Source organism: Streptomyces sp. NBC_01317 (assembly GCF_035961655.1).
GTDB lineage: Bacteria > Actinomycetota > Actinomycetes > Streptomycetales > Streptomycetaceae > Streptomyces.
In genome coordinates this window covers 884,763-907,161 of the sequence record NZ_CP108393.1, presented here as the reverse complement: position 1 = coordinate 907,161, position 22,399 = coordinate 884,763, and the positions used below count along the sequence as shown (strand labels likewise).

The window sequence follows — 22,399 nt, the reverse complement described above, 5'->3', positions numbered from 1 at the left end:
GCTCTTCCGGAGGGCACCATTCCGGGGCGTTCTCCTACGTCGCGGGCGACGAGCCGCCGTGGGCCGCGAGGGGAGGCGCTTCCGAGGAGCACTGTGCTGAATTTTCGCGCCCTGAAGGCGTATGTCCCGGTCGACGGCCGCCCGGCGGAGGAGACCGAGGCCCGCGAGGACCTCAAGGCCCGGTGGTGGAGAGTTGCCGAGTCACGGCCGTCCCGGCGTACGGCCGCGTCGGCGGCGGTCACGACCTCGGTCGCGCTCGCCGTCCTGGTCGCCGTCGGGACGGCCCTGCACCAGACGGTGCTGATACCGCCGCTCGCGGCCACGACGGCGATCGTCACCGCGACGCCCGCCTCACCCCTCGCGCAACCCCGTCACGTCCTAGGCGCGCACATGCTGGCGTGTCTGGTCTGTTTCACGGTCCTCGCCCTCGGCTGGCACGGTCCCTGGGCCGCCGCCGTGGTGTGCGGAGTGGCCTGTGGTGTGGCGCTCCTGCTCAAGGCGGCCCACCCGCCGGCCATGGCCACCGCGGTCATGATCATGCTCACCGAACCGCGCGCCGACCACTTTGTGCCCCTGCTGGCGGCGGGCGCGTCGCTGCTCGTGCTGGTGCAGCTCGTCTCCTCCCGCGTCCAGCACGAGGAGTATCCGACGTCCTGGTGGTGACCCCGTACGACGGGACACGTGGCCGGGACTCCGTACAAGGGGATCATCCGTACACCGGACCATCCGTACACGAGCATCCATACGCCGGACCATCCGTACCCGACCGTTCAGCCGCCCCGCCCGGCGTTGAGACGGGCGGCCTGGCGGGTCAGGTGGTCGCGTTCGGCCAGGTTGGGGGCCTTCCGGGCCGCCTCGGCGTACAGCCGTGCCGCCGTCGCCAGGTCGCCGTCCCGCTCGTGGAGGTACGCGGCCACCGCGTCGCGGCGGGGGAGCGCGGCGTCCAGCTCCGCGAGCGCCGCCAGCCCGGCGCGCGGGCCGTCGGCCTCGCCGACCGCGACCGCGCGGTTGAGCCGGACGACCGGGTTGCCGGTCAGGCGCGCCAGCTCGTCGTACCACTCCACGATCTGCACCCAGTCCGTTTCCCCGGCGGCGGGCGCGTCGGCGTGGAGCGCCGCGACGGCCGCCTGCGCCTGGAACTCGCCGAGCCGGTCGCGGGCGAGCGCCGCCTGGAGGATCGCGACGCCCTCGGCGATCGCCACGGTGTCCCACCGGCCCCGGTCCTGCTCGGCGAGCGGCACCAGGCTGCCGTCCGGCGCGGTCCTGGCGGCGCGCCGGGCGTGGTGGAGCAGCATCAGGGCGAGCAGCCCCGCCACCTCCGGGTGGTCGATCGCGGCCGCGAGCTGCCGGGTGAGCCGGATGGCCTCGGCGGCGAGATCGACGTCACCGGAGTAGCCCTCGTTGAAGACCAGGTAGAGGACGCGCAGCACGGTGGCGACGTCGCCGGGCCGGTCGAACCGTATCCCTGAGACGGTCCGCTTGGCCCGGCTGATGCGCTGCGCCATGGTCGCCTCGGGGACCAGGTAGGCCTGGGCGATCTGCCGGGTGGTCAGCCCGCCGACGGCGCGCAGTGTGAGCGCGACCGCCGACGACGGGGTCAAAGACGGGTGCGCGCACAGGAAGTAGAGCTTGAGTGTGTCGTCGGCCGCGGGCGCCGGCCCGGGTACGGGCTCCTCGTCCACCAGGTCCTCACGCCGGCGGCGGGCCGCGTCCGACCGGGTCGCGTCGAGGAACCGGCGCCAGGCCGCGGTGACCAGCCAGCCCTTCGGGTCGCGCGGGGGGTCGGCCGGCCAGACGCGGACCGCGTCGACCAGCGCGTCCTGTACGGCGTCCTCGGCCGCCGCGAAGTCGGCTCCGCGGCGGACGAGGACCCCGATCACGCTCGGGGTGAGGCTCCGGAGCAGTGCCTCGTCCACTGCGGTGGTCACTCCGTGACGGTGGGGTGCGCGCCCAGGAACGGACGCAGCTCCAGCCACTCGTGGATGGGCTTGCCACCCGCTCCGGGGGCGGCCGACAGCTCACCGGCCAGCTCGACGGCGCGCGCGTAACTGTCGACGTCGATCACCATCCAGCCGGCGATGACATCCTTGGTCTCGGCGAACGGGCCGTCGGTGACGGGCGGGCGCCCCTCGCCGTCGTAGCGGACGAACGTCCCCTCGGGAGAGAGCGCCTGGCCGTCGACGAACTCGCCGGTCGTCTCCAGCCGGGCCGCGAAGTCGTTCATGTACTGGAGGTGGGCGGAGATCTCCTCCGGAGTCCACCGCTCCATCGGTACGTCGTTGACCGGTGCGGGGGCGCCTCGGTAGTGCTTGAGCAGCAGGTACTTGGCCATGGTGGTTCTCCTTGGTGCCGGTGCGACTCCATTGTCGTCGCGTTCACCCCGGGGACGGAGCGGGCCACGGGTTCTCGACACGGGGCGCCGAGGTTTTTTGACGGGGTACGAGGTGGGGTCGCCGCGCAGGATCGTTTCTGGGGTCCTGTCAAGCGAGGGCCGCGTGTCGCGAGGAGTGTTCTGTCGTTGATGCGAGAGACAGGCGGTTATGTCCGGCTTGAGTTCGATCGGACGCCAGCGGGGACGTTGTCCCGGGTGAAGGAGAAGCACGATGGGCGTCGAGACACGTCATTCCGGTAGTGCGGTCGCGCGGGCCGCGGTGTTGGGTGCGGTCGCCGGGGTGGCGTTGCTTCCGGCCGGTGCCGCGCAGGCGAACGTGGTCGGGATCGGGAACGCGGTGTTCGGCAACACCTGCGCCAACCAGGGCGACGCGCGTGCGGTGGGTGCGACGGTGGGCGGGGCCGGCCTGGGCAGCGGCAACCATGTCGGTCTGCCGCTGGATCTCGCGCGCAATCACTGTGGCAACAGCGGCATCATCTGCACCGCCGTTTTCATGTCCTCGGTGTGATGGGGGCGGCGAGCGGCCGGGTGTCGGCCGCGCGGTGGGGAGGGTGACGGCGATGGGTCCGGCGACCACGGGGACGACCACGGGGACGACCACGGGGACGACCACGGCGTCGACGGTCGGGGACCGGGCGGCCGTGGCGCTGCTGGCCCTGAGCGGGCGGGCACTGCCCCTCCTGCGGGAGTGGGTGGGCGGGGATCCGGGCTGTGGGGTGGCGCGGGGGTTGCTGACCCTGGCGACGGGCGACCGCATGGACGACTCCGTACTCAAGGAACAGCTGGCCCTCGCCCACCGGGACGCGCGGATGGCCGGGGAACGGGAGGCCAGCCTCGTGTACGGGGTGTTCCTCCACACGCACCGGCAGTACCGGCTGACGGCCGATCACCTGGTGACCCACTTCGAGCGCTGGCCGGCCGACGACCTGGCCGGGCTCATGGTGGGCGCCTTCTCCGCCTGCGAGGACGCCGCCTACCGGGCCCTGGGGGACACGCTGGTGGAGCGGCAGGCCGCGCTGGCCGGTCCTGACAACTGGCCCTGGACCGGCCTGATGGCCTCGACCAGGGCGGAGCAGGGCCGGGTGCGCGAGGCGCACGACCTGGCCGAGCGGGCCCTGGCCCTGTATCCGCGCTCGGGCGTGGCCGTGCACGCCCTCGCGCACGCCGAGCACGAGTTGGGTACGGGCCCCGCGTCGACCGCGTTCCTGGACCGGTGGCTGGCGGCGGACCCGGGGGCGGTGCAGGTACGGCATCTGAGCTGGCACGCCGCCTTGCAGTCGATCGCGTGCGGCGACTTCGAGGACGCCCGCCGCCGCGCGGACGCGGCGCTGCCGCGCCAGGACGTCGGCATGCGGGCCGCGACGAACTGGCGCCTCCTGCTGGTGGGGCAGGCGCCGGCCGGCCGCAGCGATCCGGAGCACGTACGGGAGCTGCTCACCGCGCCGGGCGGGACTGCGGAGGTCTTCCACACGTTCAACCTGGCCCTGGCCCTCGCGGTGGAGGCCGCGACCGACGACCTGGAGCACCTGGCCCGCAGGGCCGCCGCCGACCCGCGCCCCGACTACCGCGACGTCCTGGCCCCCGTGGTCCGGGCGCTGGCCGACCTCACGGCGGGGCGTCCCCGGGCGGCGGCCGACAAGCTCGAAGCGCTGGGCGGGAAGGCCGAGCGGATCGGCGGGGTACGGGTGGAGCGGGAGATCGTCCAGGACACGCTCGCCCGGGCCCTCGTGGACGCCGGGGAGCACGTCCGGGCGGCGGACCTCCTGCGCCACCGCACCAGCACCCGCCACCACCACGCCTACGAGGACCTTCTCCTCACGGCACGTACTCCGGCACCGGCGGTCGGGCCCGGCTGATCCCGCCCGTACCGGCGCTCGTACGGTCGGCGGTACCGACGCCCGTACCGTCGGCGCCTGTACCGCCGTCACCCGCGTGCACCGCCGTCACTCACGCGGGTGACAACCAGCGTGGTGACCCGCCCGACCCGGGCGGGGGACAGGCCGGGTGCGGCACGATGCCCGAAACCGACGGGGCTCCCGTGCCGTGTCGGCCGAGCCGCTCATGTGCCGGAGGTAATGGCGTGTCCTTGATGAGTCCGCCCGAGTACGGGCCACCCGATCTGCCCGGTCTCGACTTCGACCCGTTCCTGGCCCACGCGTTGGAGCAGGGACCGGCGATGAAGATCCTGCTGCCCCAGGGCGGGGAACTGACGGAGTGCTGGCTCGTCACCCGGTACGACGAGGTCCGGTTCGTGACGTCCGACACCCGCTTCAGCCGGCGCATCACCGGCCGGCCCTTCCCCACGATGAACCGCCACCTCATCCCGATGGGCGCCAGCGTCAGCTTCATCGATCCGCCCGACCATACGCGAATCCGCTCCGTGGTCACCCCGGCCTTCACCGAGGCCCGCATGAAGGCGCTGCGCCCCCGGGTGGAGACGCTGGTGGCCGAGCTGCTGGACGGCCTGGAAGCCGCCGGGCCGCCCACGGATCTGATCGAGGCCGTCGTCGCCCCGCTGCCGCTGACCCTGGTCGGGGAGATCTTCGGCTTCGCCCCGGCCGACCTGCCGCGGATCCGGAGCTGGGCGCAGGGCATTCTCGTACGCCCCCGCGACGAGGCGGACGTGGCGCGGGTGCGGGCGCTGCGCGACGAGGCGGCCGAATTCTTCAGCGCCGTGATCGAGGAACGCCGCGCCGCGCCGCGCGAGGACCTGATGACGGACGTGGCCCGCGCCGTGGACGAGGAACGGGTCAGCGCCGAGGAGGCGCTCGCGATGGCCTCCCTCACCGCGCTGAACGGCTGGCACCCGGTGCGCAACAACCTCTCCAACATGGTCTTCGCGCTGCTGCGCCGGCCCCACCTGGCCGAGGCGCTGCGCGCCGGTGACCTCTCCGTACCCCTGCTGGTCGAGGAACTGCTGCGCTGGATCCCCCACAAGAACGGCATCGGGCAGCCCCGGGTGGCGGTGGAGGACGTGACGGTGGGCGAGGTCACCATCCGTGCGGGGGACTTCGTCTACGTCCAGTACTGGGCCGCCAACCGCGATCCCGACGTGTTCGCGTGCCCGGCCGAGATCGACGCCGACCGCCCCGGCCCGAACCACCTCGCCTTCGGCCACGGCCCCCACTACTGCGTGGCACCGCACCTGGCCCGCGTCCAGGCCCACGTCCTGCTGCCTGCCCTCTTCGCGCGTTTCCCAGGCCTGCGCCTGGCGGTACCGGCCGAGGAGGTCGCCTTCCAGCAGGACGCCCTGATCAGAGGCCCGGTCACGCTCCCCGTCGCCTGGTAGGAGCACCCCGGGGCCCGCACGCCACCACCGGCGTGCGGGCCCCTGCCTTTCCCGGTGCGCCGGTCAGCCGGACGTGACCAGGTTCTTCTCGAACGCGGCCAGGTAGTTCGGCAGATGGTGGTCCTTGACGGCGTCGGTCCCGGGGGCGAAGAGGTCGGCGCTCAGGCCCTTGGCGCGGTCCAGCAGCCGGGCCTTGAGCGGCATCGTGTCGCGGAGCCTGCCGTCGGCGTCGAAGTAGCGGAGTGTGTCGACGTGGGTGTACGCCGGTTCCGGCGGGAGGTGGGGGACGATGTCGTTGTTGTTGACGAAGCGGTAACACCGGTTCGTGAACGCCTTGTTGTGCACGCCGGCGAGGAGTCGTTCGCAGGTACGGGGCTGGCCGAAGGTGTACACACCGTCGGGCAGGAGCCGCGGCTCCTCCAGGTACCACCGGGTGCCCGCGAGCATCGCGAGAGCCCCGCCGAGGCTGTGGCCGGTGAACCAGACACTCTGCCCGTTCGTGCGCAACTCCTCGATGGCGTCCCGGATCCGGGGGTAGACGGACTGGAGCGCCTGGTGGAAGCCGTAGTGGACGAAGCCCCTGTTCGCCGGGCCGGGAACCGGTGGGGTGGTGACGTCGGTCAGCCAGTCGTAGATCTTGAGGACCTCGGTGCCACGGAAACCGGCGACGATCATGCGGTCGCCCGCCATGACGTACGCCTGGGTGTCCTCGATCGGGAACGGCATCCGGTGTGTCGACTCGAAGTGCCGTACCTCGTCGAAGCCCCACGCGGTCGCCTGGGCCTCGACGGCGGCCGGGTCCAGCGTGGCCAGCCCGGCCGCCCGTGCCATCCAGTAGGCGTGTGCGAGGGAGTAGCGGGTGGTCGAGTGGTCCAGGGCGGGGATCGCCATCGGTGTCCTCCGGGAAGTGGCAGCTGGTCGCCCAGCAACGTAGTTCCGGTGGAGCCGAGGGGAGGGCGATCGCGCCCACGACCACCCGTACGGACGCAGTCGGATACGCCCCGACGGCACTACGGAGCGTCGTTGAACGTCCACACCGCCGTGCTGCCCGGGCCGACGGCCAGGGTCGACCCGCCGATCCGCTCCACGTGGCGGTTCCTCACCGGCCGGTTGTGGAGATCCCCATTCCGCCGGCGCCGAGGACACCGTCCTGGCCGGGCAGGTCGCCGACCCCGAAGAGTTCGGTGGCCCGTGCCGTGCCCGTACCCCCCCTCGACCACCCCGGTGAGGGAGAGCGTGAGGGCCGCGGCGAGGACCATGGTCATCCGTCGTGTCCGGCGAAGCAGCATGCCCGGAAGCCTGGGCGGGGCGGTCGCTGTCCGCCGTTGATTTCCGGCAACCTCCCGCAGGCTGTACGTACGTGACGGGATGACACTGAAGTGACCCGTGTGTCGGACGGGGCTGGTAGAACCTTGGCAACAGCCGCCGCGTCCGGAGTGTCGGGAGCCACGTTTTGTCGTATGTGCACCACGTCGAGCAGTTCTACGGACTGCCCACCTACACCTTCTCGCCGTTTGTGAACCCCGTGGACCTGCCCGACGCGGCGTCCGTGGCCTGGCGTTTCCAATGCGGGGAACTGCCCCGCGAGGCCGACCACCGGGGGCGCGCCGAGGTCTATTGGGAGCGCTTCACCGAGTCCGTCGACCTGGAGAAGGTACGGGCGATGGTCTTCGGCGAGCCCTGGTACGGCGACTCCGGGTTCGCGGACGACAACTGGCTGACCGGCCTCGCACCCCGCCTGACCGGACTTGAAGCGCTCTTCCTCGCCGACCTGGAGGACGACGAGTCGATGATCTCCTCCCTCTATCTGGAGGACGTCGCGCCCGTCCTGGCGGCGTTCCCCGGTCTGCGGGAGCTGGCCGTACGCGGCGGGGAGGGCCTGGAGTTCCCCGTGACCGGCCATGCATCACTGCGGGTGCTGCGCGTCCAGTCCGGTGGGCTGCCCCCGGACGCGGCGGCGCAGATCGCCGCCGCCGACCTGCCCTCCCTGGAGCGCCTGGAGTTGTGGCTGGGCCACGACAACTACGGCGGCGGGACGACGGTCGAGCACCTCGCGCCGCTCCTCGCCGGGCGGGGGAAACCGGCCCTGCGCCACCTGGGGTTGCAGAACAGCCCGATCCAGGACGAGTTGGCCGCCGCGCTGGCCTCGGCGCCGGTCGTGGCCCGGCTGACGTCGCTGAGCCTGTCGATGGGCACGCTCGGCGACGAGGGCGCGGAGGCGCTGCTGACGGGCCAACCGCTCACCCACCTGCGGGAGTTGGACCTCTCGCACCACTTTCTCAGCCACGCCATGATGCTGCGCCTCTGGACGGAACTGGAGCCGCACGGAGTCCGGGTGAATCTGACAGCCAGTCAGGAACGGGAGGAGGTCGATCCCGAATGGGACGAAGGGGACGGCCGCTATGTCGCGGTGGACGAATGACCGTTGCCGCCGCGTCCTGACCCCCGGTACCTCCTCGCCCCGCCGTCGAAAGGCCCCACCATGTACGACACCGCCCCCGAGTCCCAGGACCCGGACGACCTCAGGACCGCCAGTGGTGAACTCAACGGCCGCCGGCCCTGGTTGGACCCCGCCGAACAGGTCCCGTACGGGCACGTGCTGCACGCCGCCGCCGTGCTGGGACACGCCCCCGCCGACGTCGTCGCACGGCTGACCGCCCTGGGCTACGCCGACATCCAGCTCACCGGAGGGCCCCTGCCCGACCGCGTCGAGCCCGGTGACCTCACCCTGCTCCGGGACATCACCGCGGAGTACCGCCGCACCTGGCTCGATGTCGCCAAGCCCGTGCCCCTGCGCCAGATACTCGAAAGGGGCAGCCTGACCGACCGGAGTCCCGCCGACGTCGCACGGCGGCTGACCGCGCTCGGCTACCGGCTCGGTGGCAGTGGCAGTCCGCTGCCCGAGACCCCGGATCGCGGCGACGCCCTGCTGATCACCAGGAACAGCGGCCGCTACCGCGAGTGGGCCGACTGGGGCGACGAGGTGCCCGCGTACCGCGTGAGGGAGGCCGCCTCGGAGACGCGGCGCAGCCCGTACGCGGCCGCCACGCGGCTGCTCGCGCTCGGCCTCCGGCTGCCGTACACCCCCGACCCCTCGGACGAACCGCTCCTCACCTCTTCGGAGGCCGGCTGGCACTACTCGACGCCGCCCGTCGGGCACATCCTGGAGGTCGCGCGGCAGACGGGGCGCACCCCGGCGGACATCGCCGCCCGGTTGACGGAGCTGGGCTACTCCGCACCGCCCGTGCCCGACACCCCGGAGGACGACGACTACGTCATCCTCAGCGAGCGACTCGACGGCCGTAGCCCCTGGTTGGCGCAGAACACCGTCGTCGGGCTGGCGATGCGGCACATCCTGCGCGGGGCTCTCGCCACGGGACGCGGCCCCGCCGACATCGCCGGGCGGCTGGCCACGATGGGGCACTGGCTGCACGGGAACGCGATCCTGCCCGAGGTCGCCGACGAGGCGGACGTCCGGCTGCTCGCGACCGTCGACCGCTCGTACCTGGACAACGTCCACCTGGAGCACGTCCTGCGCAGCGCGAGCCTGACGGGGAGGAGCCCGGCGGACGTCGCGGAGCGGCTGACCGCCCTCGGTCACCAGCTGCCGGACAAGGTCGACTACCCGGAGGTACGGGGTTTCCCGGCCACCGCGTGAGCGTCGCGGACCCGGTGCGCGGGACGGCAAGTCGCCCGTACCGCACCGGCGTTGCTCCCCGCGCGCGACGGAAGCATCCGGGGCGGGGGATCACCCGTGACCGCAGCCCATAGGGTGACCCCCATGTCTGCCACGTTGAGTTCCACAAAAACCGCCGCGGCGCTCCGGAGATCGGCGCGCGTCTCCGTCGAGCTGCTGGCGGTCCTTGTCATGGTCGCGGTGGCGCTGTGGCTCCTGGGCAAGATGTGGCCGGTCGTCTGGCCGCTGGTGGTGGGCCTGTTCCTCACCACGATGACCTGGCCCCTGACCAGTTTCCTGCGCCGGCGGGGGTGGGCCCCCGCGCTCGCCGCGTCGGCGGTGACTGTCCTCTTCCTCCTGGTCTCGCTGGGCATCGTGGCACTGATCGCGGTGCCGGTGGCGTCCCAGTCCGGCGAGTTGACCGACGGGGTGGCCGACGGCATCCAGAAGTTGCGCGAGTGGGCGTCCGGGCCCCCGCTGAACATCGGCGACGACCAGATCGCGGGGGCCTTCGACGCCGCGGTCGCCCGGATCCAGGGCAGCGTCGGCAGCATGGTGGGCGCCGTCGTCACGGGCGTGGGCACGGTCTTCAACGGGGTGGTCACCGCCGTCCTGGCGCTCTTCCTGATGTTCTTCTTCCTCAAGGACGGCCCCCGGTTCCTGCCGTGGCTCGCCCGTCAGCTCCCCGGCCGGCTCGCCACCGACGTCCCGATCGTGGCCGCGCGCGGATGGGACACCCTGGGGGCGTTCGTACGGTCCCAGGCCCTCATCGGCCTCCTCGACGCCGTGTTCATCGGGCTCGGCCTGTGGGTTCTCGACGTGCCCCTGGTGCTCCCGCTGGCGGTGCTGACCTTCGTCTCCGCGTTCGTGCCGATCGTGGGCGCCCTGTTCGCCGGGCTGGTCGCCGTGCTCATCGCGCTGGTGTCGAACGGCCTGATGGACGCGCTGATCGTGCTGGCGATCATCATCGTGGTCCAGCAGTTGGAGGGCAACGTGCTCCAGCCCATGATCCAGAGTCGCGGGCTCGGCCTGCACGCGGCGGTGGTCCTGCTGGCGGTCACCCTGGGCGGCAGCCTCGCCGGTGTGGTGGGCAGCCTCCTCGCGGTGCCGGCCGCCGCGCTGGTGGCGGTGGTCTGGAACTACCTGCGCGAGCAACTCGCCGACCCGCCCGAGGAGCCGGAGACCGACGACGCGGACGACGGCGCCGTTGTGATGACTTAGGCATTCCGGTGGCCGCCCGGACAGCAGACAATCGTACGCATGACGATCACGGAGACCGTACGGCCCACCCACCACCGTCCGGTGGCCCTCGCGAGGGGGTTTCTGACCGGGGGAGTGACCGGAGCGTCACTGGCCGCGCTGGTCGTCGGCGGTGTCATCGAGAACGTACCGCTGTTCGCCGGGGGTCTGGGCCTGCCCGTCGTGTACGCCCTGCTGCTCTTCGTCGCCGGGCTGCCGCGGCGCCTCCGCGAGGCGGCCGGGGGGTCCCGTACGGCTCTCGCGAAGATCGAGAGCGCGCACGCGGTCGGAGGCGAAACGGGCGACATACCCGTCCAGTTCGTCCTGTCGGTCGCACCGGACGACGCGCCCGCGTACCGCGTCGAGACGACCGCGAACATCAACCTGGTCGACCTTCCCGACCACCGGACGGGCGCCGTCGTGGTGGTGGCGTACCGGCCGGAGCGGCCCTGGAAGGTACGGCTGGTCGAGCGGCCCGCCCCGGAGTGGAAGGAGCGCGCCGCCGAGGCCCGTATCGACTCCGCGCCCGTGTCCGCCCTGGTGAAAGAGCCCCCGGAGGGCTGCGCGTTCGGCTTTCTCCTCCTCGTCGGCGTGCTGCTCGGCGCCGCCGCCGTGGTCCTGTCGTTCCGCGCGGACCTCTTCGGCGACGAGACCTCCGCGCGGCCGCCGTCCTCCTCGGAGCCCTCCGTCTCCACGACGTCGTCGTCGACCACGGTCACGTCGTCGGCGGGGCTGGGCACGGTCTCCGTCGGCCCCGGCCAGTCGCTGCTCGACCGGGGCGAACTGTGCCGGGCCGTCGACGTGTTGACCAAGGACAAGGAGAAGGACGCGCGCCAGGCGCTCACCGTCAGCATCCAGGAACAGTTGCTGTCGGTGGTGTTCGCGCCCATGGACACTCCTGTCGTCCAGTTCGACGTTCGTTCCCTGCCGTGTGCGCGCATCCCCGCCCTGGTCGAGGAGGCCAGGACCACCCTCGGTGTCCGCGCCCCGCGCGGCTGGCAGGTCACCGTCGACCACCTCACGGGCGCCCTGGCCGTACGGATCACCGTGACCGGGCCCAACGGCACGGCCTCGCTCGACGCGGACGCGAAGGGGAAGGTGACACGGCGCAGCCCGGCGCGGTGACCCTCACGATGGCCGGCCGTCGCGCCGCCCGGCCATCGTGGCGCCTGCCATCGTGCCGCCTGGCCAGGGGGTCGCCGGTGAAGCTAAGGTGATCCGCGCCTGTTCACCGTACACATCACCATGGGAGCCTCACTGTATGAACGACTCGCCTGAGGTCTCCGGTGCCGCGCTGCCCGGATATCCCGAGCCGTTGTGGATCCAGGCGGTCCAGGTGATCCAGGGCGAGATCGACCGGGGTGTGCTCCAGCCGGGCGGGCGGCTGCCTCCCGAACGCCAGCTGTGCCTCCAACTGGGCATCAGCCGGGTGACGTTGCGCAAGGCGCTGAACAGTCTGGTCGAGGCGGGTGTGCTGAATCCGTCGCACGGGCGCGGCTGGTACGTCGCCCGGAGCGCGCGGAAGAAGGAGTGGCCCAACACACTGGAGTCGTTCAGCGAGACGGCGGCGCGGATGGGGCTCACCCCCCACTCGAAGGTGCTGCGGGCGGAGACCAGTCCGGCCACCATCGACGAGGCCGAGCAGTTGGCCATCGCCCCCGGGACGCCGCTCTTCCGCCTGGAGCGGGTGCGGTTGCTGGAGGGCGTCGCGATAGCGCTGGACCTGACGCGCCTGCGGCAGGCACTCGTCCCGGACATCGAGCGGCTCGACTTCCAGGAGCGCTCGCTGTACGCGACCCTCGCGGCGGCCGGGGTCGAACCGGTACGGGCCGACAGCACCATCGAGGCGACGAAGGCCGGCGAACGGGCGGCCGAGCACCTCGATCTGGCGCCCGGCGACCCGGTGCTCGTCATGCGGCAAGTCGCCCTGGGCGCACAGCAGGAGCCGCTGTTCGTGTCGACCATCCAGTACGCGGGCGACCGCTACCGGCTGCGTACGTCGTTCGCGCGGTCGTAGGCCGGCCTGTCCGGGGCCGTTCCGCCCCGAGGGTCAGAACAGCACCACACCCTTGACGAAGTCCGGGCCCGCCTCCTCCAGCGTACGGAACGCCTCGTCGACGTCGTCCAGCCCGAACCGGTGGGTGATCAGCGGCTCGTAACTGAACCGCCGCTCGGCGATCAGGCCGAGGCTCTCCCGCATCGCGGCGACCAGCCGGGTGCGGTCGGGACAGAAGCCGTTGACGACGGTGACGGCCTTGTACCAGAGGTCCATGTCCATCATCGCGTCGCCGGTGTGGTGGTAGCCCACCACACACAGGGTGCCGAACGGCCGGACCATGCCGCCCGCCGTTTTCAGCCCGCCGGTGGCCCCGGTCGCCTCCAGCACGATCGCGGGGCGGGCGTCCGTGGCCCGGCCGGTGTCCGTGCGGTACTCCTCCGGCAGTGTGTCGGGGGCGAACACCAGGTCGGCGCCGAGCGCGAGGGCCCGCCGGCGCCGGGCGGGATCGGGGTCGACGCCGATGAGCAGACCGGGCGCGTACCTCTTGGCGAGCTGGACGAGTCCGAGCCCCATGAAGCCGAGCCCCACCACGGCCACCCGGTCACCGGCTCCGATGCCGGTACGGGACAGCGCCTCCTCCAGGTCGGCGACGGGTTCGCCGAGGGCGTGCGCCGGTTCGATGCCCGCCGGTACCGGCAGCACCGCGTCCGCGTCCATGACCGCCAGCGTCGCGAACCCGTCGCCGCCCAGACCGGTCACCACGTCGCCCGGACGCCACCGCTTCGCGTCGCGCCCGGCGGCGGCGACCCGGCCGACCACCTCATGACCGAGCCGCACCGGGGTGCCGGCCGCGTCGTGGGTGAGCCACGGCCCGATGTCCGACGTGCACACTCCGCAGGCCAGCACCTCCACCAGCACCTGGTGGTCGGCGGGGACGGGGTCGTCCGCGGTGACGACCTCGGAGGTGCGCCGGCCGACAAGTTGACTGATCTTCATACGGGTCTCCTGTCTGAGTGGTTCGGATCAGTGTAGCGATGTGGTTCTAAGTGGTAAGCGCTGATTCGACCATCCATGGCTGATCCATGGCCGAATTCATCCACCCTGTATGTCCATGTTTGTGGCTAAAGTTGCTAACTAGGCGGCGAATTTACGCCGCGTTCTCTGCTGTTCCACCTCTAGACAGGATCGCCGTTCGTATTAAGATGTCGGCAAGTGGTATGCATTTGGCACACCACTAAATCGGCCGAAAGAGAGCGAGTCGGCGATGGAAGATGCCGCGCAAGCCGCCGGAGAGGTGCTCTCGGCCGTGGTGGTCGGGGCGGGTTCGCAGGGCAGGGTGCACGGACGCGGCTATCTCGCCGCCCCCGGTGTGACCCTGGCCGGCCTCGCGGACGTGGATCCGGGGACCGCGCGGGCGCTGGCCGCCGAACTGGACGTGCCCGCCGTACACACCGACTTCCACGACCTGTTCGCCGCGGTACGGCCGGACATCGTCAGCGTCTGCACCCCGCCGGCCTCCCACCCCGAGGTGGTGCGGGCGGCCGTCGCGGCGGGCGCCCGGGCGATCCACTGCGAGAAGCCGGTGGCGCTCAGCTACGGCGAAGCCCTGGAGACGGCCGCCATCGCGGCAGGCGCCGGGGTCCAGCTGACCTTCAACCTCCAGCGCCGCTTCGACCCCGTACAACGGCAGGTCAGGGAGTGGATCGCGCAGGGCGAGATCGGCGAGGTGGTGACGGTCGAGGGGTACTGCCCCAACCTCTTCGACTGGGGCACCCACATCCTCGACCTGATCCTGTTCCACCGTCAGGACGCCGCTCCCGAATGGGTGTTGGGGCAGGTGGATGTCTCCGTCGACCGTTACGTGTACGGCGTGTTCACCGAGACCGCCTCGCTGACCCAGTTCGGCTGGGCGGACGGGGTACGCGCGGTCGTCTCCACCGGGCGCGAACCGCACACCCCCGTACTCCATGTGGAGAACGACCTCGGACTGATCGTCCAGGGCACCCGGGGACGGGCCGACATCCGGGGCGCCCGTGGTGTGCTGCGGCGCTTCGGCCGGGACGACCTGGTGCGGGAGTCGCCGTTCGACACCGATCCCCGGAACTGGGAGTACGCGGTGGACCCGGCGATCGTCGCCGGCACCGCCGACGCGATCCGCGATCTGGTGGCGTCACTGCGGACCGGCCGGCGACCGGAGCTGCACGCGGAGCACGGACTGCGCGGCGCCGAACTGATCTTCGCCACCTACGAGAGCAGCAGATCCCGGCGGCGGGTGCCCCTGCCGCTGGACCGCATGGACAACGCCCTGATCAGCGGGCGGGCGGAGGGCTTCTGGAGCCCTACCGGTGAATTGCGCTCCACCTACTGAATCGAGCCTCCGCATGCAGACAACACAGCCCCGCCCTGCCTCCGCGCCCCGCGCCGGTGTCACCGCGCCCACCGCCCTCGCCGTGTTCAGCGGCGACGACGTGTACGAGGACCTGTTCACCGCGGCCTCCGCGGTGCGGAGCGCGCTGACCGAGGAGGGGTTCGCCACCCGCACCGCGCTGGGCACCGCCCGGCTGGACGACGCGTCCGAGGCGGATGTGGTGGTCCTCTACACCGCGCTGGGCCGGTTCACCGGAGCACAGCGCCGGAGGCTGGCGCGAGCGGTGCGCGGCGGCTGCGGTCTGGTCGCACTGCACTCCACCACGGTCCTCGCCCCGCCGCGGGACCAGCCGGATCAGCGGGACCAGCCGGACGAGGCGGACCGGCTGCTCGCCGGCCTGATCGGCAGCCGCTACCTCTCCCACGGACCGTCGCCCCACGAGAGCCGGTTCGAGGTGCACCTGGACCCCCGGCACGAACTGACCGCGGGCATCGCGCCGTTCGAGGTCACCCACGAGCACTACCGGCTGGCGACAGCCCCCGGCGTACGGGTGGTCGCCTGGCGCGAGACCCCCACCGGCCCCGAACCGCTGGTCCACGTACGCCCGTACGGGAACGGCCGGGTCTGCTACCTCCAGCTGGGCCACGACATGCGGATCTGGGGCGAGCCCGCGCTGCGCCACCTCCTGCGGCGCGCCGCCCGCTGGGCCTGCCGACCCGCCCGTGAAGGGGACTGATCCGTGCGCACACTCCTCAGGAAGATCGCCTTCTACCTGCTCACCGCCTGGGCGGCGATCAGCCTCAACTTCCTCATCCCGCGCATCATGCCGGGCAATCCGGCGGACAACCTGATCAACCAGTTCCACGGCAAGCTCAGCCCCTCCGCGGTGCACGCCCTGCGGGTCCTCTTCGGGCAGCCGAACCAGAACCTCTGGGAGCAGTACCTCAGTTACTGGCACAGCGTGTTCACCGGCAACTTCGGCATCTCGTACGCCTACTACCCGTCCAAGGTCAGCACGGTCCTCGGCCAGAGCATGTACTGGACGCTCATCCTCGTCACCCTCTGCACCGTGCTCGGCTTCGTCCTCGGCACCTCGCTGGGCATGCTGGCCGGCTGGAAACGCGGCAGCTGGCTCGACTCGCTGGTGCCCCTGACGACGTTCCTGTCGTCCATCCCGTACTTCTGGTTCGCGATCATCATGGTCTACGTCTTCGCGATCACCCTCAACTGGTTCCCGCTGTCCGGCGGTTACGCGCTCGACCAGAGCGTCGGGCTGAACAGCGGCTTCCTCGGCAGCGCCCTCAACTACGCGGTCCTGCCCGCCGCCACCATCACCGTCGCCTCGGTCGGCGGCTGGCTGATCAGCATGCGCAACATGATGCTCACCACGCTCGGCGAGGACTACGTCCGGCTGGCCGAGGCCAAGGGCCTCTCCAAGCGCCGCGTGATGTACACCTACGCGGCCCGCAACGCGATGCTCCCGTCGTTCTCCGGCTTCGCGATGTCGCTCGGCTTTGTCATCGGCGGCTCCATCGTCACCGAGGTCGTCTTCAACTACCCCGGCATCGGGTCGGTGCTCTTCAAGGCCGCACAGGCGGCCGACTACCCCCTGATGTCCGCGATTTTCCTGCTCATCACCGTGCTGGTACTCGTCGCGAACCTGCTCGCCGACATCGCGTACGTGTTCCTCGACCCGCGGACAAGGGAGAGCTGACCCATGGCCCTGCAACCCGCCGCCCTGGCCGAGGCCGACACGGGCGTGGAGTCCTCCGGGAGCGTGGCCCGGCTCTGGGTCCGCCTGCTGCGGTCGCCGCTGACCCTCACCGGCCTGGCGATCCTGCTGGTCTTCGTGATCCTGGCCGTGATCGCGCCGTGGATCTCGCCGTACGACCCCTCCGCCGTCAGCGACGCCGCCCTCGCCGGCCCGTCCGGGTCCCACTGGCTGGGCACCACGCAGAACGGCCAGGACGTCCTGTCCCAGATGCTGTACGGCGCCCGCGCCTCGATGGTCGTCGGCCTCGGCGCCGCCGTGATCACCACCGCCCTGTCGGTGGGGGTCGGCATCACCGCCGGGTACGTCGGCGGGGTCGGCGACGAAGTGCTGTCGCTGCTCGCGAACGTGTTCCTCGTCCTGCCGGGACTGCCGCTGACCATCATCCTCGCCGCGTACCTGCCGCACAGCGGCTCCCTCGGGATCATCCTGGTCATCACTGTCACCGGCTGGGCCTGGGGCGCCCGGGTGCTGCGCGCCCAGACCCTCTCCCTGCGCAAACGGGACTTCGTGGAGGCCGCCCGCGCCACCGGCGAGAACACCTGGCGGATCATCCTCAAGGACATCCTGCCCAACCAGATGGCGGTGATCGCCGCCTCGTTCCTCGGCACCGTCATCTTCGCCATCCTCACCCAGGCCAGCCTGGCGTTCCTCGGCCTCGCCGACGTCACCCAGTGGTCCTGGGGAACGATCCTCTACTGGGCGCAGACCGGCAGCGCCCTGCTGACCGGCGCCTGGTGGTGGTTCGTCCCCGCCGGGCTGGCCATCGCGGTGCTCGGCACCGCGCTGTCCCTGGTCAACTTCGGCATCGACGAGTTCATCAACCCCCGGCTGCGGCAGGTCGGCCTCGGCACCAAGAAGGCCCAGCGCGGCCAGGTGTCGGCGAAGCGCCCGCGCCGCGTCAAACACCAGGGCCCGGTGGTACGGAGGCCCGCCGCGACGCCCTTCACCCAGGACAGCACCGACCTCGTGCTCGACGTCCGCGACCTGCGGGTGGAGTACGTCGGCGAGGGCGGCCGCACCCCGGCGGTCAGCGACGTGTCGTTCACCCTGCGGCGCGGTGAGGTCCTGGGCATCGCGGGCGAGTCCGGCTCCGGCAAGTCCACCCTCGCCTACGCCATCACCCGGCTGCACAAGCCGCCGGCCGAGATATCCCGGGGCGAGATCCACTACACCAAGCCCGACGGCACCACCGTCGACGTGCTGGCCATGGACGACACCGAACTGCGCGGCTTCCGCTGGGAGGAACTGTCCATCGTCTTCCAGTCGGCGATGAACGCGCTCAACCCGATCCTGCGCGTCGGCGCCCAGATCGAGGACGTCATCGTCGCCCACCGGCCGGGGATGGACGCGCGGGAACGCGCCGCGCGGGTGGTGGAACTGCTCGGCATCGTCGGCATCCCCGCGGACCGCGCGAACTCCTACCCGCACGAACTCTCCGGCGGGATGCGGCAGCGCGCGATGATCGCCGTCGGGCTCGCCCTCGACCCCGAGATCATCGTGATGGACGAACCGACCACCGCGCTCGACGTGGTGATCCAGCGTCAGATCATCGAGAAGATCATGGAGTTGAAGGACCGGCTCGGCTTCTCGGTCGTCTTCATCACCCACGACCTGTCGCTGCTCATCGAACTCTCCGACACCATCGCGGTGATGTACGGCGGCAAGGTCGTCGAGATGGCCCCGGCCGACACCTTCTACCGGCGCCCCCAACACCCGTACAGCCGAGGGCTGCTGGCCTCCTTCCCCACCCTCGGCGGTCCCAAGCGGGAGCTGACCGGCATCGTCGGCTCCCCGCCCGACCTGCGGAAACTGCCCAGCGGCTGCGCGTTCCGACCCCGCTGCCCGCACGCCTTCGACGCCTGCGCCACGCAGGTGCCGCAGCTCTACCAGGTCGGCGGCCCCGGAGGCGGCACCTCGCTCGCGGCCTGCCTGCTGCACACGGACGCCGCCCAGGAGAAGGAGACCGCGCACACCGGCGGCCCGCACCCCGAGACCACCCCGAACGAACTGGCGACAGGTGATACACGATGAGCGCTGACACGCAGGCCGGGACGGTGACCACGGCCGGCGCCACGGCCGGGGAGCGGCCCGTACTCGAAGCCGTCCACGTGACCAAGCACTTCCCCGTACGGAGCGGACTTCCCCGGCGCGGCGCCACCCGCAGGGTCGTGCACGCCGTGGACGACGTCTCGCTGAGCCTGTACGCGGGACGGATCACCGCACTCGTCGGCGAGTCCGGCTCCGGCAAGTCGACCCTGGCCCGGCTGCTCGCGCAGCTCCACCCGCTCACCGGCGGCGAGATACGGCTGCACGGCGAACCCGTGCGGGCGATGCGCGGCAAGGCCTTCCGCGACCACGTCCGCACGGTCCAGCTGATCCTCCAGGACCCGTTCGGGTCCTTCAACCCGGTCGCCACGATCGCCGGCACCCTCAAGCGGGCCGTCGCGCTGCACCACCCCGGCAAGCGCGGCAAGGAACAGGCCGCCGTCATCGACGATCTGCTGACGCAGATCAACCTGGTGCCGCCCCGGCAGTTCACCGCGAAATACCCGCACGAACTCTCCGGCGGACAGCTCCAGCGCATTTCCATCGCCCGCGCGCTGGCCGCCGACCCCGAGGTGTTCCTCGCCGACGAACCGGTCTCCAGCCTCGACGTCTCCATCCGTCTCGGCATCCTCAACCTGCTGCGCCGCCTGACCGAGGAACGCAACGCGGCGATGCTCTACGTCACCCACGACATCGCCTCCGCCCGCTACTTCGCCGCCGACACCGCGGTGATGTACGCCGGGCAGCTGGTCGAGAGCGGCCCCTCGGAAGAGGTGACGCAGCAGGCGGCGCATCCGTACACCCAACTGCTGATCGCCTCCGCGCCCGACCCGTCGAGGTCCGGCGCCGACCGCGTCCGGGACATCGGGCAGCCGCCCAGCCTCATCGACCCGCCGGCCGGCTGCCGCTTCCACCCGCGCTGCCCGTACGCGATGGAACGCTGCGCCACCACCGCACCGGAGCCGTTCGACCTCACCGCCGGACACACCGTCCGGTGCTGGCTCTACGCCGACGACCCGGAGGCCCGTAGCCAGCGGGCCGAGAACACCCGGGCCGTCGCGCGCCCGGCCGCCCCCACCGACTGATCCACGACCGGACCTCCCGTACACCCCCACGTATCTCTCCCGCCGTCCCACCTCTCAAGGAGCAGACGCACGTGACTACTTCGAAGTCGCTCATCGCGACAGGCGTGTCAAGACGAGGCGTTCTCGCCGGCGCCCTGGCCGTCGCCGGTTCGCTCGCCCTCGCCAGTTGCCAATCGTCCTCGGGCGGCGGCTCGGGCGGCGGCAGCGGCACCCTCACCGTGGCCGGCCAGTCCGACAACCTCACCAAGGTCTTCAACCCGTTCCTGGCCAACACCGCGCAGGCGCTGACCTACACCTCGCAGGGTTCCGGCGGCTTCATCTACGAGCCGCTGGTGCAGATCAACACCGTCGACATCGGCCACGACCTGCCCTGGCTGGCCAAGGCCTGGCGCTGGTCGGACAGCAACAAGACACTCACCCTGGACATCCAGTCCGGGGTGAAGTGGACCGACGGCACCCCGTTCTCCGCCGACGACGTGGTGTTCACGTACACCATGCTGAAGGAGAACCCCGGGCTGAACCTGCTCGGCGTCGAGATCACCTCGGTCACCGCGCCGGGCCCGACCCAGGTCGTCTTCACCTTCCCGGTGCCGTCCGAGCAGTTCTTCACCAACGTCGTGTCGGCGCCCATCGTCTCCCGGCACATCTGGTCCAAGGTCAAGGACCCGAGCAAGTACACCGACGAGAACCCGGTCGGCACCGGCCCGTTCAAGCTCGGCCAGTTCTCGGCGCAGAGTTTCACACTCGTACGCAACGAGGAGTACTGGCAGGCGAAGGCGCAGATCAAGGCGCTGCGGTTCGTCGCGTACAAGGACAACGTGAGCATGACCAACGCGCTGGTCCAGGGTCAGGCGGACTGGGGCGGCACGTACATCGCCAACGCCGACAAGACGTACCTGAGCCGCAGCGAGCACAACAACTACTGGGCACCGCTGGCCGGGACCGACGGTCTGATCCCCAACCTGGAGCGCTGGCCGCTCAGCGACCTCGCGGTGCGGCGGGCCATCAGCCTCGGTGTGGACCGCAAGCAGGTCGGCGCGGCCAGCGGCGCGCCGCCGGCCACCAGCGTCACCGGACTGCCGATGCCCGCCTACACCTCGTCCGTGTCCCCCGAGTTGAAGGGGGTCGACTTCACCCAGGACGTCGCGAAGGCCCATCGGACGCTGACCGACGCGGGCTACAGCAAGGGCGGTGACGGCTACTACCAGAAGGGCGGCAAGCGGGTCGAGTTCTCGGTCAGCTTCCCGTCGTCGTACACCGACATCGCCTCCCGGGTGCAGGTGCTGGTGTCCCAGCTCAAGGACATCGGGATCAAGCTCACCATCGACACCACCACGGTGAACGAGATCAACACCCTCACCGGCAAGGGCGACTTCGACTCCACGATGGGCTACCCGGTCAACTCCGCGCCGCGCGCCTTCTCGTACTACAACGACACGATCAACCCCAACCTCTACTACCCGGTGGGGAAGGCGACGCCGACCTTCCAGAACATCGAGCGGTTCCGGAACGACGAGGCCGCGGCGTTGTTCAAGGAGTATCCCAAGGCCACCACGGACGCCCAGCGGCAGCAGATCCTCAACGGGATAGAGAAGATCTTCGTCGAGAACCTGCCGTGGATCCCGATGTTCTACTGGGGCAGCTACGGCAACTGGAGCACCGCGAAGGCGACCGGGTTCCCCACACCGCAGGACCCCTACTTCAGCCCCGTGCCCAACCCGGTCGTCGCGCTGCGGCTGAAGCCGGTCTGAGCCGGCGCGCGCCGCGCGCCCCCGCACCACCATCCCCCTGCCGCACCCCCGCGAGGAGAGCCATGCCACACCTCCCGACTCCCAGAGCCATGGTCGTCGTCAACGGCGACGACATCCACCACGACCTGCTCAGCGCCGCCGGAGTGTTCCAGCAGCTGGGCGTGGAGGCCGGGTTCGCCACCCGCAAGGCCATGGGCACCAGCCGCTTCGTCGATCCACGGCCCGAGACGGCCGAGGCGGACGTCTACCTCCTCTACACCGCGGGCGGGCAGTTCACGACGGACCAGCAGCGCGCGCTGGCCGACGCGGTACGGGGCGGCAAGGGGCTGGTGGGGGTGCACGGCGCCAACATCATGGGGGTACGGGGGGACGGCGTCGACCCGGCGGACAGGCCGCTCTTCGAGCTGCTCGGCAACCGCTACCTCTCCCACGGACCCGGCCACCACGAGGGCCGGCACACCGTCGAGATCGTCGCCGACCACCCGGTCACCGAAGGGCTCACCGACTTCGAACTCTTCGACGAGTACTACGAGTTCGAGACGGCGGACCAGGACATCACCGTGCTCGCGCAACGGCACCGGGCCGACGGGGCCGTCATCCCGGTGCTCTACGCCCGCCGGTTCGGGGCCGGCCGGGTGGTCTATCTGGCGCTCGGCCATGACATGCGCTCCTGGGGCGAACCCCCGGTCCGCACTCTGGTCAGGCAGGCCCTGCGGTGGGCGGCCGGCCGTGACTGAGTCCACGCGTACCGGTCCCGAGGGGCCGGCCGGAGGAGGAGAC

The 22,399-nt window shown here is 71.2% G+C and carries 20 protein-coding genes and 1 pseudogene; 17 read left to right on the top strand and 4 right to left on the bottom strand.

Annotated elements, in window-relative coordinates; all coding sequences use genetic code 11:
- The first annotated feature begins 93 nt into the window (after positions 1–93).
- On the top strand, positions 94–663 hold the full coding sequence (locus tag OG349_RS03790) for an HPP family protein (protein WP_327233220.1): 570 nt from the start codon (positions 94–96) through the stop codon (positions 661–663).
- 107 nt (positions 664–770) lie between these two features.
- On the opposite strand, the gene OG349_RS03785 is transcribed toward OG349_RS03790, so the two are convergent.
- Positions 771–1,916, bottom strand: a complete 1,146-nt coding sequence (locus OG349_RS03785) for an RNA polymerase sigma factor (RefSeq protein ID WP_327238431.1) — start codon at positions 1,914–1,916, stop codon at positions 771–773.
- A gap of 8 nt (positions 1,917–1,924) precedes the next feature.
- A complete protein-coding gene (locus OG349_RS03780; RefSeq protein WP_327233219.1) occupies positions 1,925–2,332 on the bottom strand; it encodes a YciI family protein in 408 nt (135 codons plus the stop codon).
- Positions 2,333–2,603: 271 nt separating this feature from the next.
- Between OG349_RS03780 and OG349_RS03775 the strand changes: the two genes are divergently transcribed.
- The 3 genes from OG349_RS03775 to OG349_RS03765 all read left to right on the top strand — a co-directional run bounded on the left by OG349_RS03775 (position 2,604) and on the right by OG349_RS03765 (position 5,681).
- Complete coding sequence (locus OG349_RS03775; protein WP_327233218.1) at positions 2,604–2,900, top strand: chaplin family protein; 297 nt, start codon at positions 2,604–2,606, stop codon at positions 2,898–2,900.
- Between the two features lie 52 nt (positions 2,901–2,952).
- Positions 2,953–4,248, top strand: a complete 1,296-nt coding sequence (locus OG349_RS03770) for a hypothetical protein (RefSeq protein WP_327233217.1) — start codon at positions 2,953–2,955, stop codon at positions 4,246–4,248.
- 233 nt (positions 4,249–4,481) lie between these two features.
- Positions 4,482–5,681, top strand: coding sequence for a cytochrome P450 (locus OG349_RS03765; RefSeq protein ID WP_327233216.1), 1,200 nt, complete (start codon positions 4,482–4,484; stop codon positions 5,679–5,681).
- Between the two features lie 63 nt (positions 5,682–5,744).
- Here the strand turns inward: OG349_RS03765 and OG349_RS03760 are convergent, their stop codons facing one another.
- Positions 5,745–6,572, bottom strand: a complete 828-nt coding sequence (locus tag OG349_RS03760; RefSeq protein WP_327233215.1) for a lipase family protein — start codon at positions 6,570–6,572, stop codon at positions 5,745–5,747.
- Between the two features lie 571 nt (positions 6,573–7,143).
- Between OG349_RS03760 and OG349_RS03755 the strand changes: the two genes are divergently transcribed.
- The 5 genes from OG349_RS03755 (at position 7,144) to OG349_RS03735 (ending at position 12,613) form a co-directional block, all read left to right on the top strand.
- The gene (locus OG349_RS03755; protein ID WP_327238430.1) at positions 7,144–8,103 is read left to right on the top strand and encodes an STM4015 family protein; all 960 of its coding nucleotides are present in this window, start codon (positions 7,144–7,146) and stop codon (positions 8,101–8,103) included.
- 60 nt (positions 8,104–8,163) lie between these two features.
- Positions 8,164–9,339: a wHTH domain-containing protein gene (locus OG349_RS03750; RefSeq protein ID WP_327233214.1), complete on the top strand. Its 1,176-nt coding sequence runs from the start codon at positions 8,164–8,166 to the stop codon at positions 9,337–9,339.
- 123 nt (positions 9,340–9,462) lie between these two features.
- Positions 9,463–10,578: an AI-2E family transporter gene (locus tag OG349_RS03745; RefSeq protein ID WP_327233213.1), complete on the top strand. Its 1,116-nt coding sequence runs from the start codon at positions 9,463–9,465 to the stop codon at positions 10,576–10,578.
- A 39-nt stretch (positions 10,579–10,617) separates the two neighbouring features.
- Positions 10,618–11,721 carry a hypothetical protein gene (locus OG349_RS03740; protein WP_327233212.1) on the top strand — a complete coding sequence of 368 codons (1,104 nt, stop codon included), beginning with the start codon at positions 10,618–10,620 and terminating at the stop codon, positions 11,719–11,721.
- Between the two features lie 136 nt (positions 11,722–11,857).
- The gene (locus OG349_RS03735) at positions 11,858–12,613 is read left to right on the top strand and encodes a GntR family transcriptional regulator (protein ID WP_327233211.1); all 756 of its coding nucleotides are present in this window, start codon (positions 11,858–11,860) and stop codon (positions 12,611–12,613) included.
- Between the two features lie 33 nt (positions 12,614–12,646).
- Here OG349_RS03735 and OG349_RS03730 read toward each other — a convergent pair whose 3' ends face one another.
- Complete coding sequence (locus tag OG349_RS03730; RefSeq protein ID WP_327233210.1) at positions 12,647–13,591, bottom strand: zinc-dependent alcohol dehydrogenase; 945 nt, start codon at positions 13,589–13,591, stop codon at positions 12,647–12,649.
- Positions 13,592–13,859: 268 nt separating this feature from the next.
- Here OG349_RS03730 and OG349_RS03725 point away from each other — a divergent pair, with 268 nt between their 5' ends.
- The 8 genes and pseudogenes from OG349_RS03725 to OG349_RS03690 all read left to right on the top strand — a co-directional run bounded on the left by OG349_RS03725 (position 13,860) and on the right by OG349_RS03690 (position 22,356).
- Positions 13,860–14,963, top strand: coding sequence for a Gfo/Idh/MocA family protein (locus OG349_RS03725; protein ID WP_327233209.1), 1,104 nt, complete (start codon positions 13,860–13,862; stop codon positions 14,961–14,963).
- A gap of 13 nt (positions 14,964–14,976) precedes the next feature.
- The gene (locus tag OG349_RS03720) at positions 14,977–15,699 is read left to right on the top strand and encodes a ThuA domain-containing protein (RefSeq protein WP_327233208.1); all 723 of its coding nucleotides are present in this window, start codon (positions 14,977–14,979) and stop codon (positions 15,697–15,699) included.
- A 3-nt stretch (positions 15,700–15,702) separates the two neighbouring features.
- Positions 15,703–16,677, top strand: coding sequence for an ABC transporter permease (locus OG349_RS03715; protein WP_327233207.1), 975 nt, complete (start codon positions 15,703–15,705; stop codon positions 16,675–16,677).
- Positions 16,678–16,680: 3 nt separating this feature from the next.
- Positions 16,681–17,511: pseudogene (locus tag OG349_RS03710) on the top strand (ABC transporter permease); the annotation flags it as partial.
- 192 nt (positions 17,512–17,703) lie between these two features.
- Entirely contained in the window at positions 17,704–18,768 is a 1,065-nt protein-coding gene (locus tag OG349_RS03705; protein ID WP_327238429.1) for an ABC transporter ATP-binding protein, read from the top strand.
- The gene (locus OG349_RS03700) at positions 18,765–19,868 is read left to right on the top strand and encodes an ABC transporter ATP-binding protein (RefSeq protein ID WP_327233206.1); all 1,104 of its coding nucleotides are present in this window, start codon (positions 18,765–18,767) and stop codon (positions 19,866–19,868) included. The genes OG349_RS03705 and OG349_RS03700 overlap by 4 nt, the downstream gene beginning before the upstream one ends.
- Positions 19,869–19,939: 71 nt before the next feature.
- Positions 19,940–21,619 (top strand): ABC transporter substrate-binding protein, encoded by a 1,680-nt coding sequence (locus OG349_RS03695; RefSeq protein ID WP_327233205.1) that lies wholly within the window; start codon positions 19,940–19,942, stop codon positions 21,617–21,619.
- 62 nt (positions 21,620–21,681) lie between these two features.
- On the top strand, positions 21,682–22,356 hold the full coding sequence (locus OG349_RS03690; RefSeq protein ID WP_327233204.1) for a ThuA domain-containing protein: 675 nt from the start codon (positions 21,682–21,684) through the stop codon (positions 22,354–22,356).
- Positions 22,357–22,399: the final 43 nt, after the last annotated feature.

Excerpts from the sequence above, each read along its gene's own strand:
- OG349_RS03735 (WP_327233211.1), top strand. The coding sequence starts at position 11,858 with ATGAACGACTCGCCTGAGGTCTCCGGTGCCGCGCTGCCCGGATATCCC.
- OG349_RS03725 (WP_327233209.1), top strand. The coding sequence starts at position 13,860 with ATGGAAGATGCCGCGCAAGCCGCCGGAGAGGTGCTCTCGGCCGTGGTG.
- OG349_RS03780 (WP_327233219.1), bottom strand. The coding sequence starts at position 2,332 with ATGGCCAAGTACCTGCTGCTCAAGCACTACCGAGGCGCCCCCGCACCG.
- OG349_RS03770 (WP_327233217.1), top strand. The coding sequence starts at position 2,953 with ATGGGTCCGGCGACCACGGGGACGACCACGGGGACGACCACGGGGACG.
- OG349_RS03765 (WP_327233216.1), top strand. The coding sequence starts at position 4,482 with ATGAGTCCGCCCGAGTACGGGCCACCCGATCTGCCCGGTCTCGACTTC.
- OG349_RS03740 (WP_327233212.1), top strand. The coding sequence starts at position 10,618 with ATGACGATCACGGAGACCGTACGGCCCACCCACCACCGTCCGGTGGCC.
- OG349_RS03750 (WP_327233214.1), top strand. The coding sequence starts at position 8,164 with ATGTACGACACCGCCCCCGAGTCCCAGGACCCGGACGACCTCAGGACC.
- OG349_RS03775 (WP_327233218.1), top strand. The coding sequence starts at position 2,604 with ATGGGCGTCGAGACACGTCATTCCGGTAGTGCGGTCGCGCGGGCCGCG.
- OG349_RS03700 (WP_327233206.1), top strand. The coding sequence starts at position 18,765 with ATGAGCGCTGACACGCAGGCCGGGACGGTGACCACGGCCGGCGCCACG.
- OG349_RS03745 (WP_327233213.1), top strand. The coding sequence starts at position 9,463 with ATGTCTGCCACGTTGAGTTCCACAAAAACCGCCGCGGCGCTCCGGAGA.
- OG349_RS03720 (WP_327233208.1), top strand. The coding sequence starts at position 14,977 with ATGCAGACAACACAGCCCCGCCCTGCCTCCGCGCCCCGCGCCGGTGTC.
- OG349_RS03760 (WP_327233215.1), bottom strand. The coding sequence starts at position 6,572 with ATGGCGATCCCCGCCCTGGACCACTCGACCACCCGCTACTCCCTCGCA.
- OG349_RS03690 (WP_327233204.1), top strand. The coding sequence starts at position 21,682 with ATGCCACACCTCCCGACTCCCAGAGCCATGGTCGTCGTCAACGGCGAC.
- OG349_RS03730 (WP_327233210.1), bottom strand. The coding sequence starts at position 13,591 with ATGAAGATCAGTCAACTTGTCGGCCGGCGCACCTCCGAGGTCGTCACC.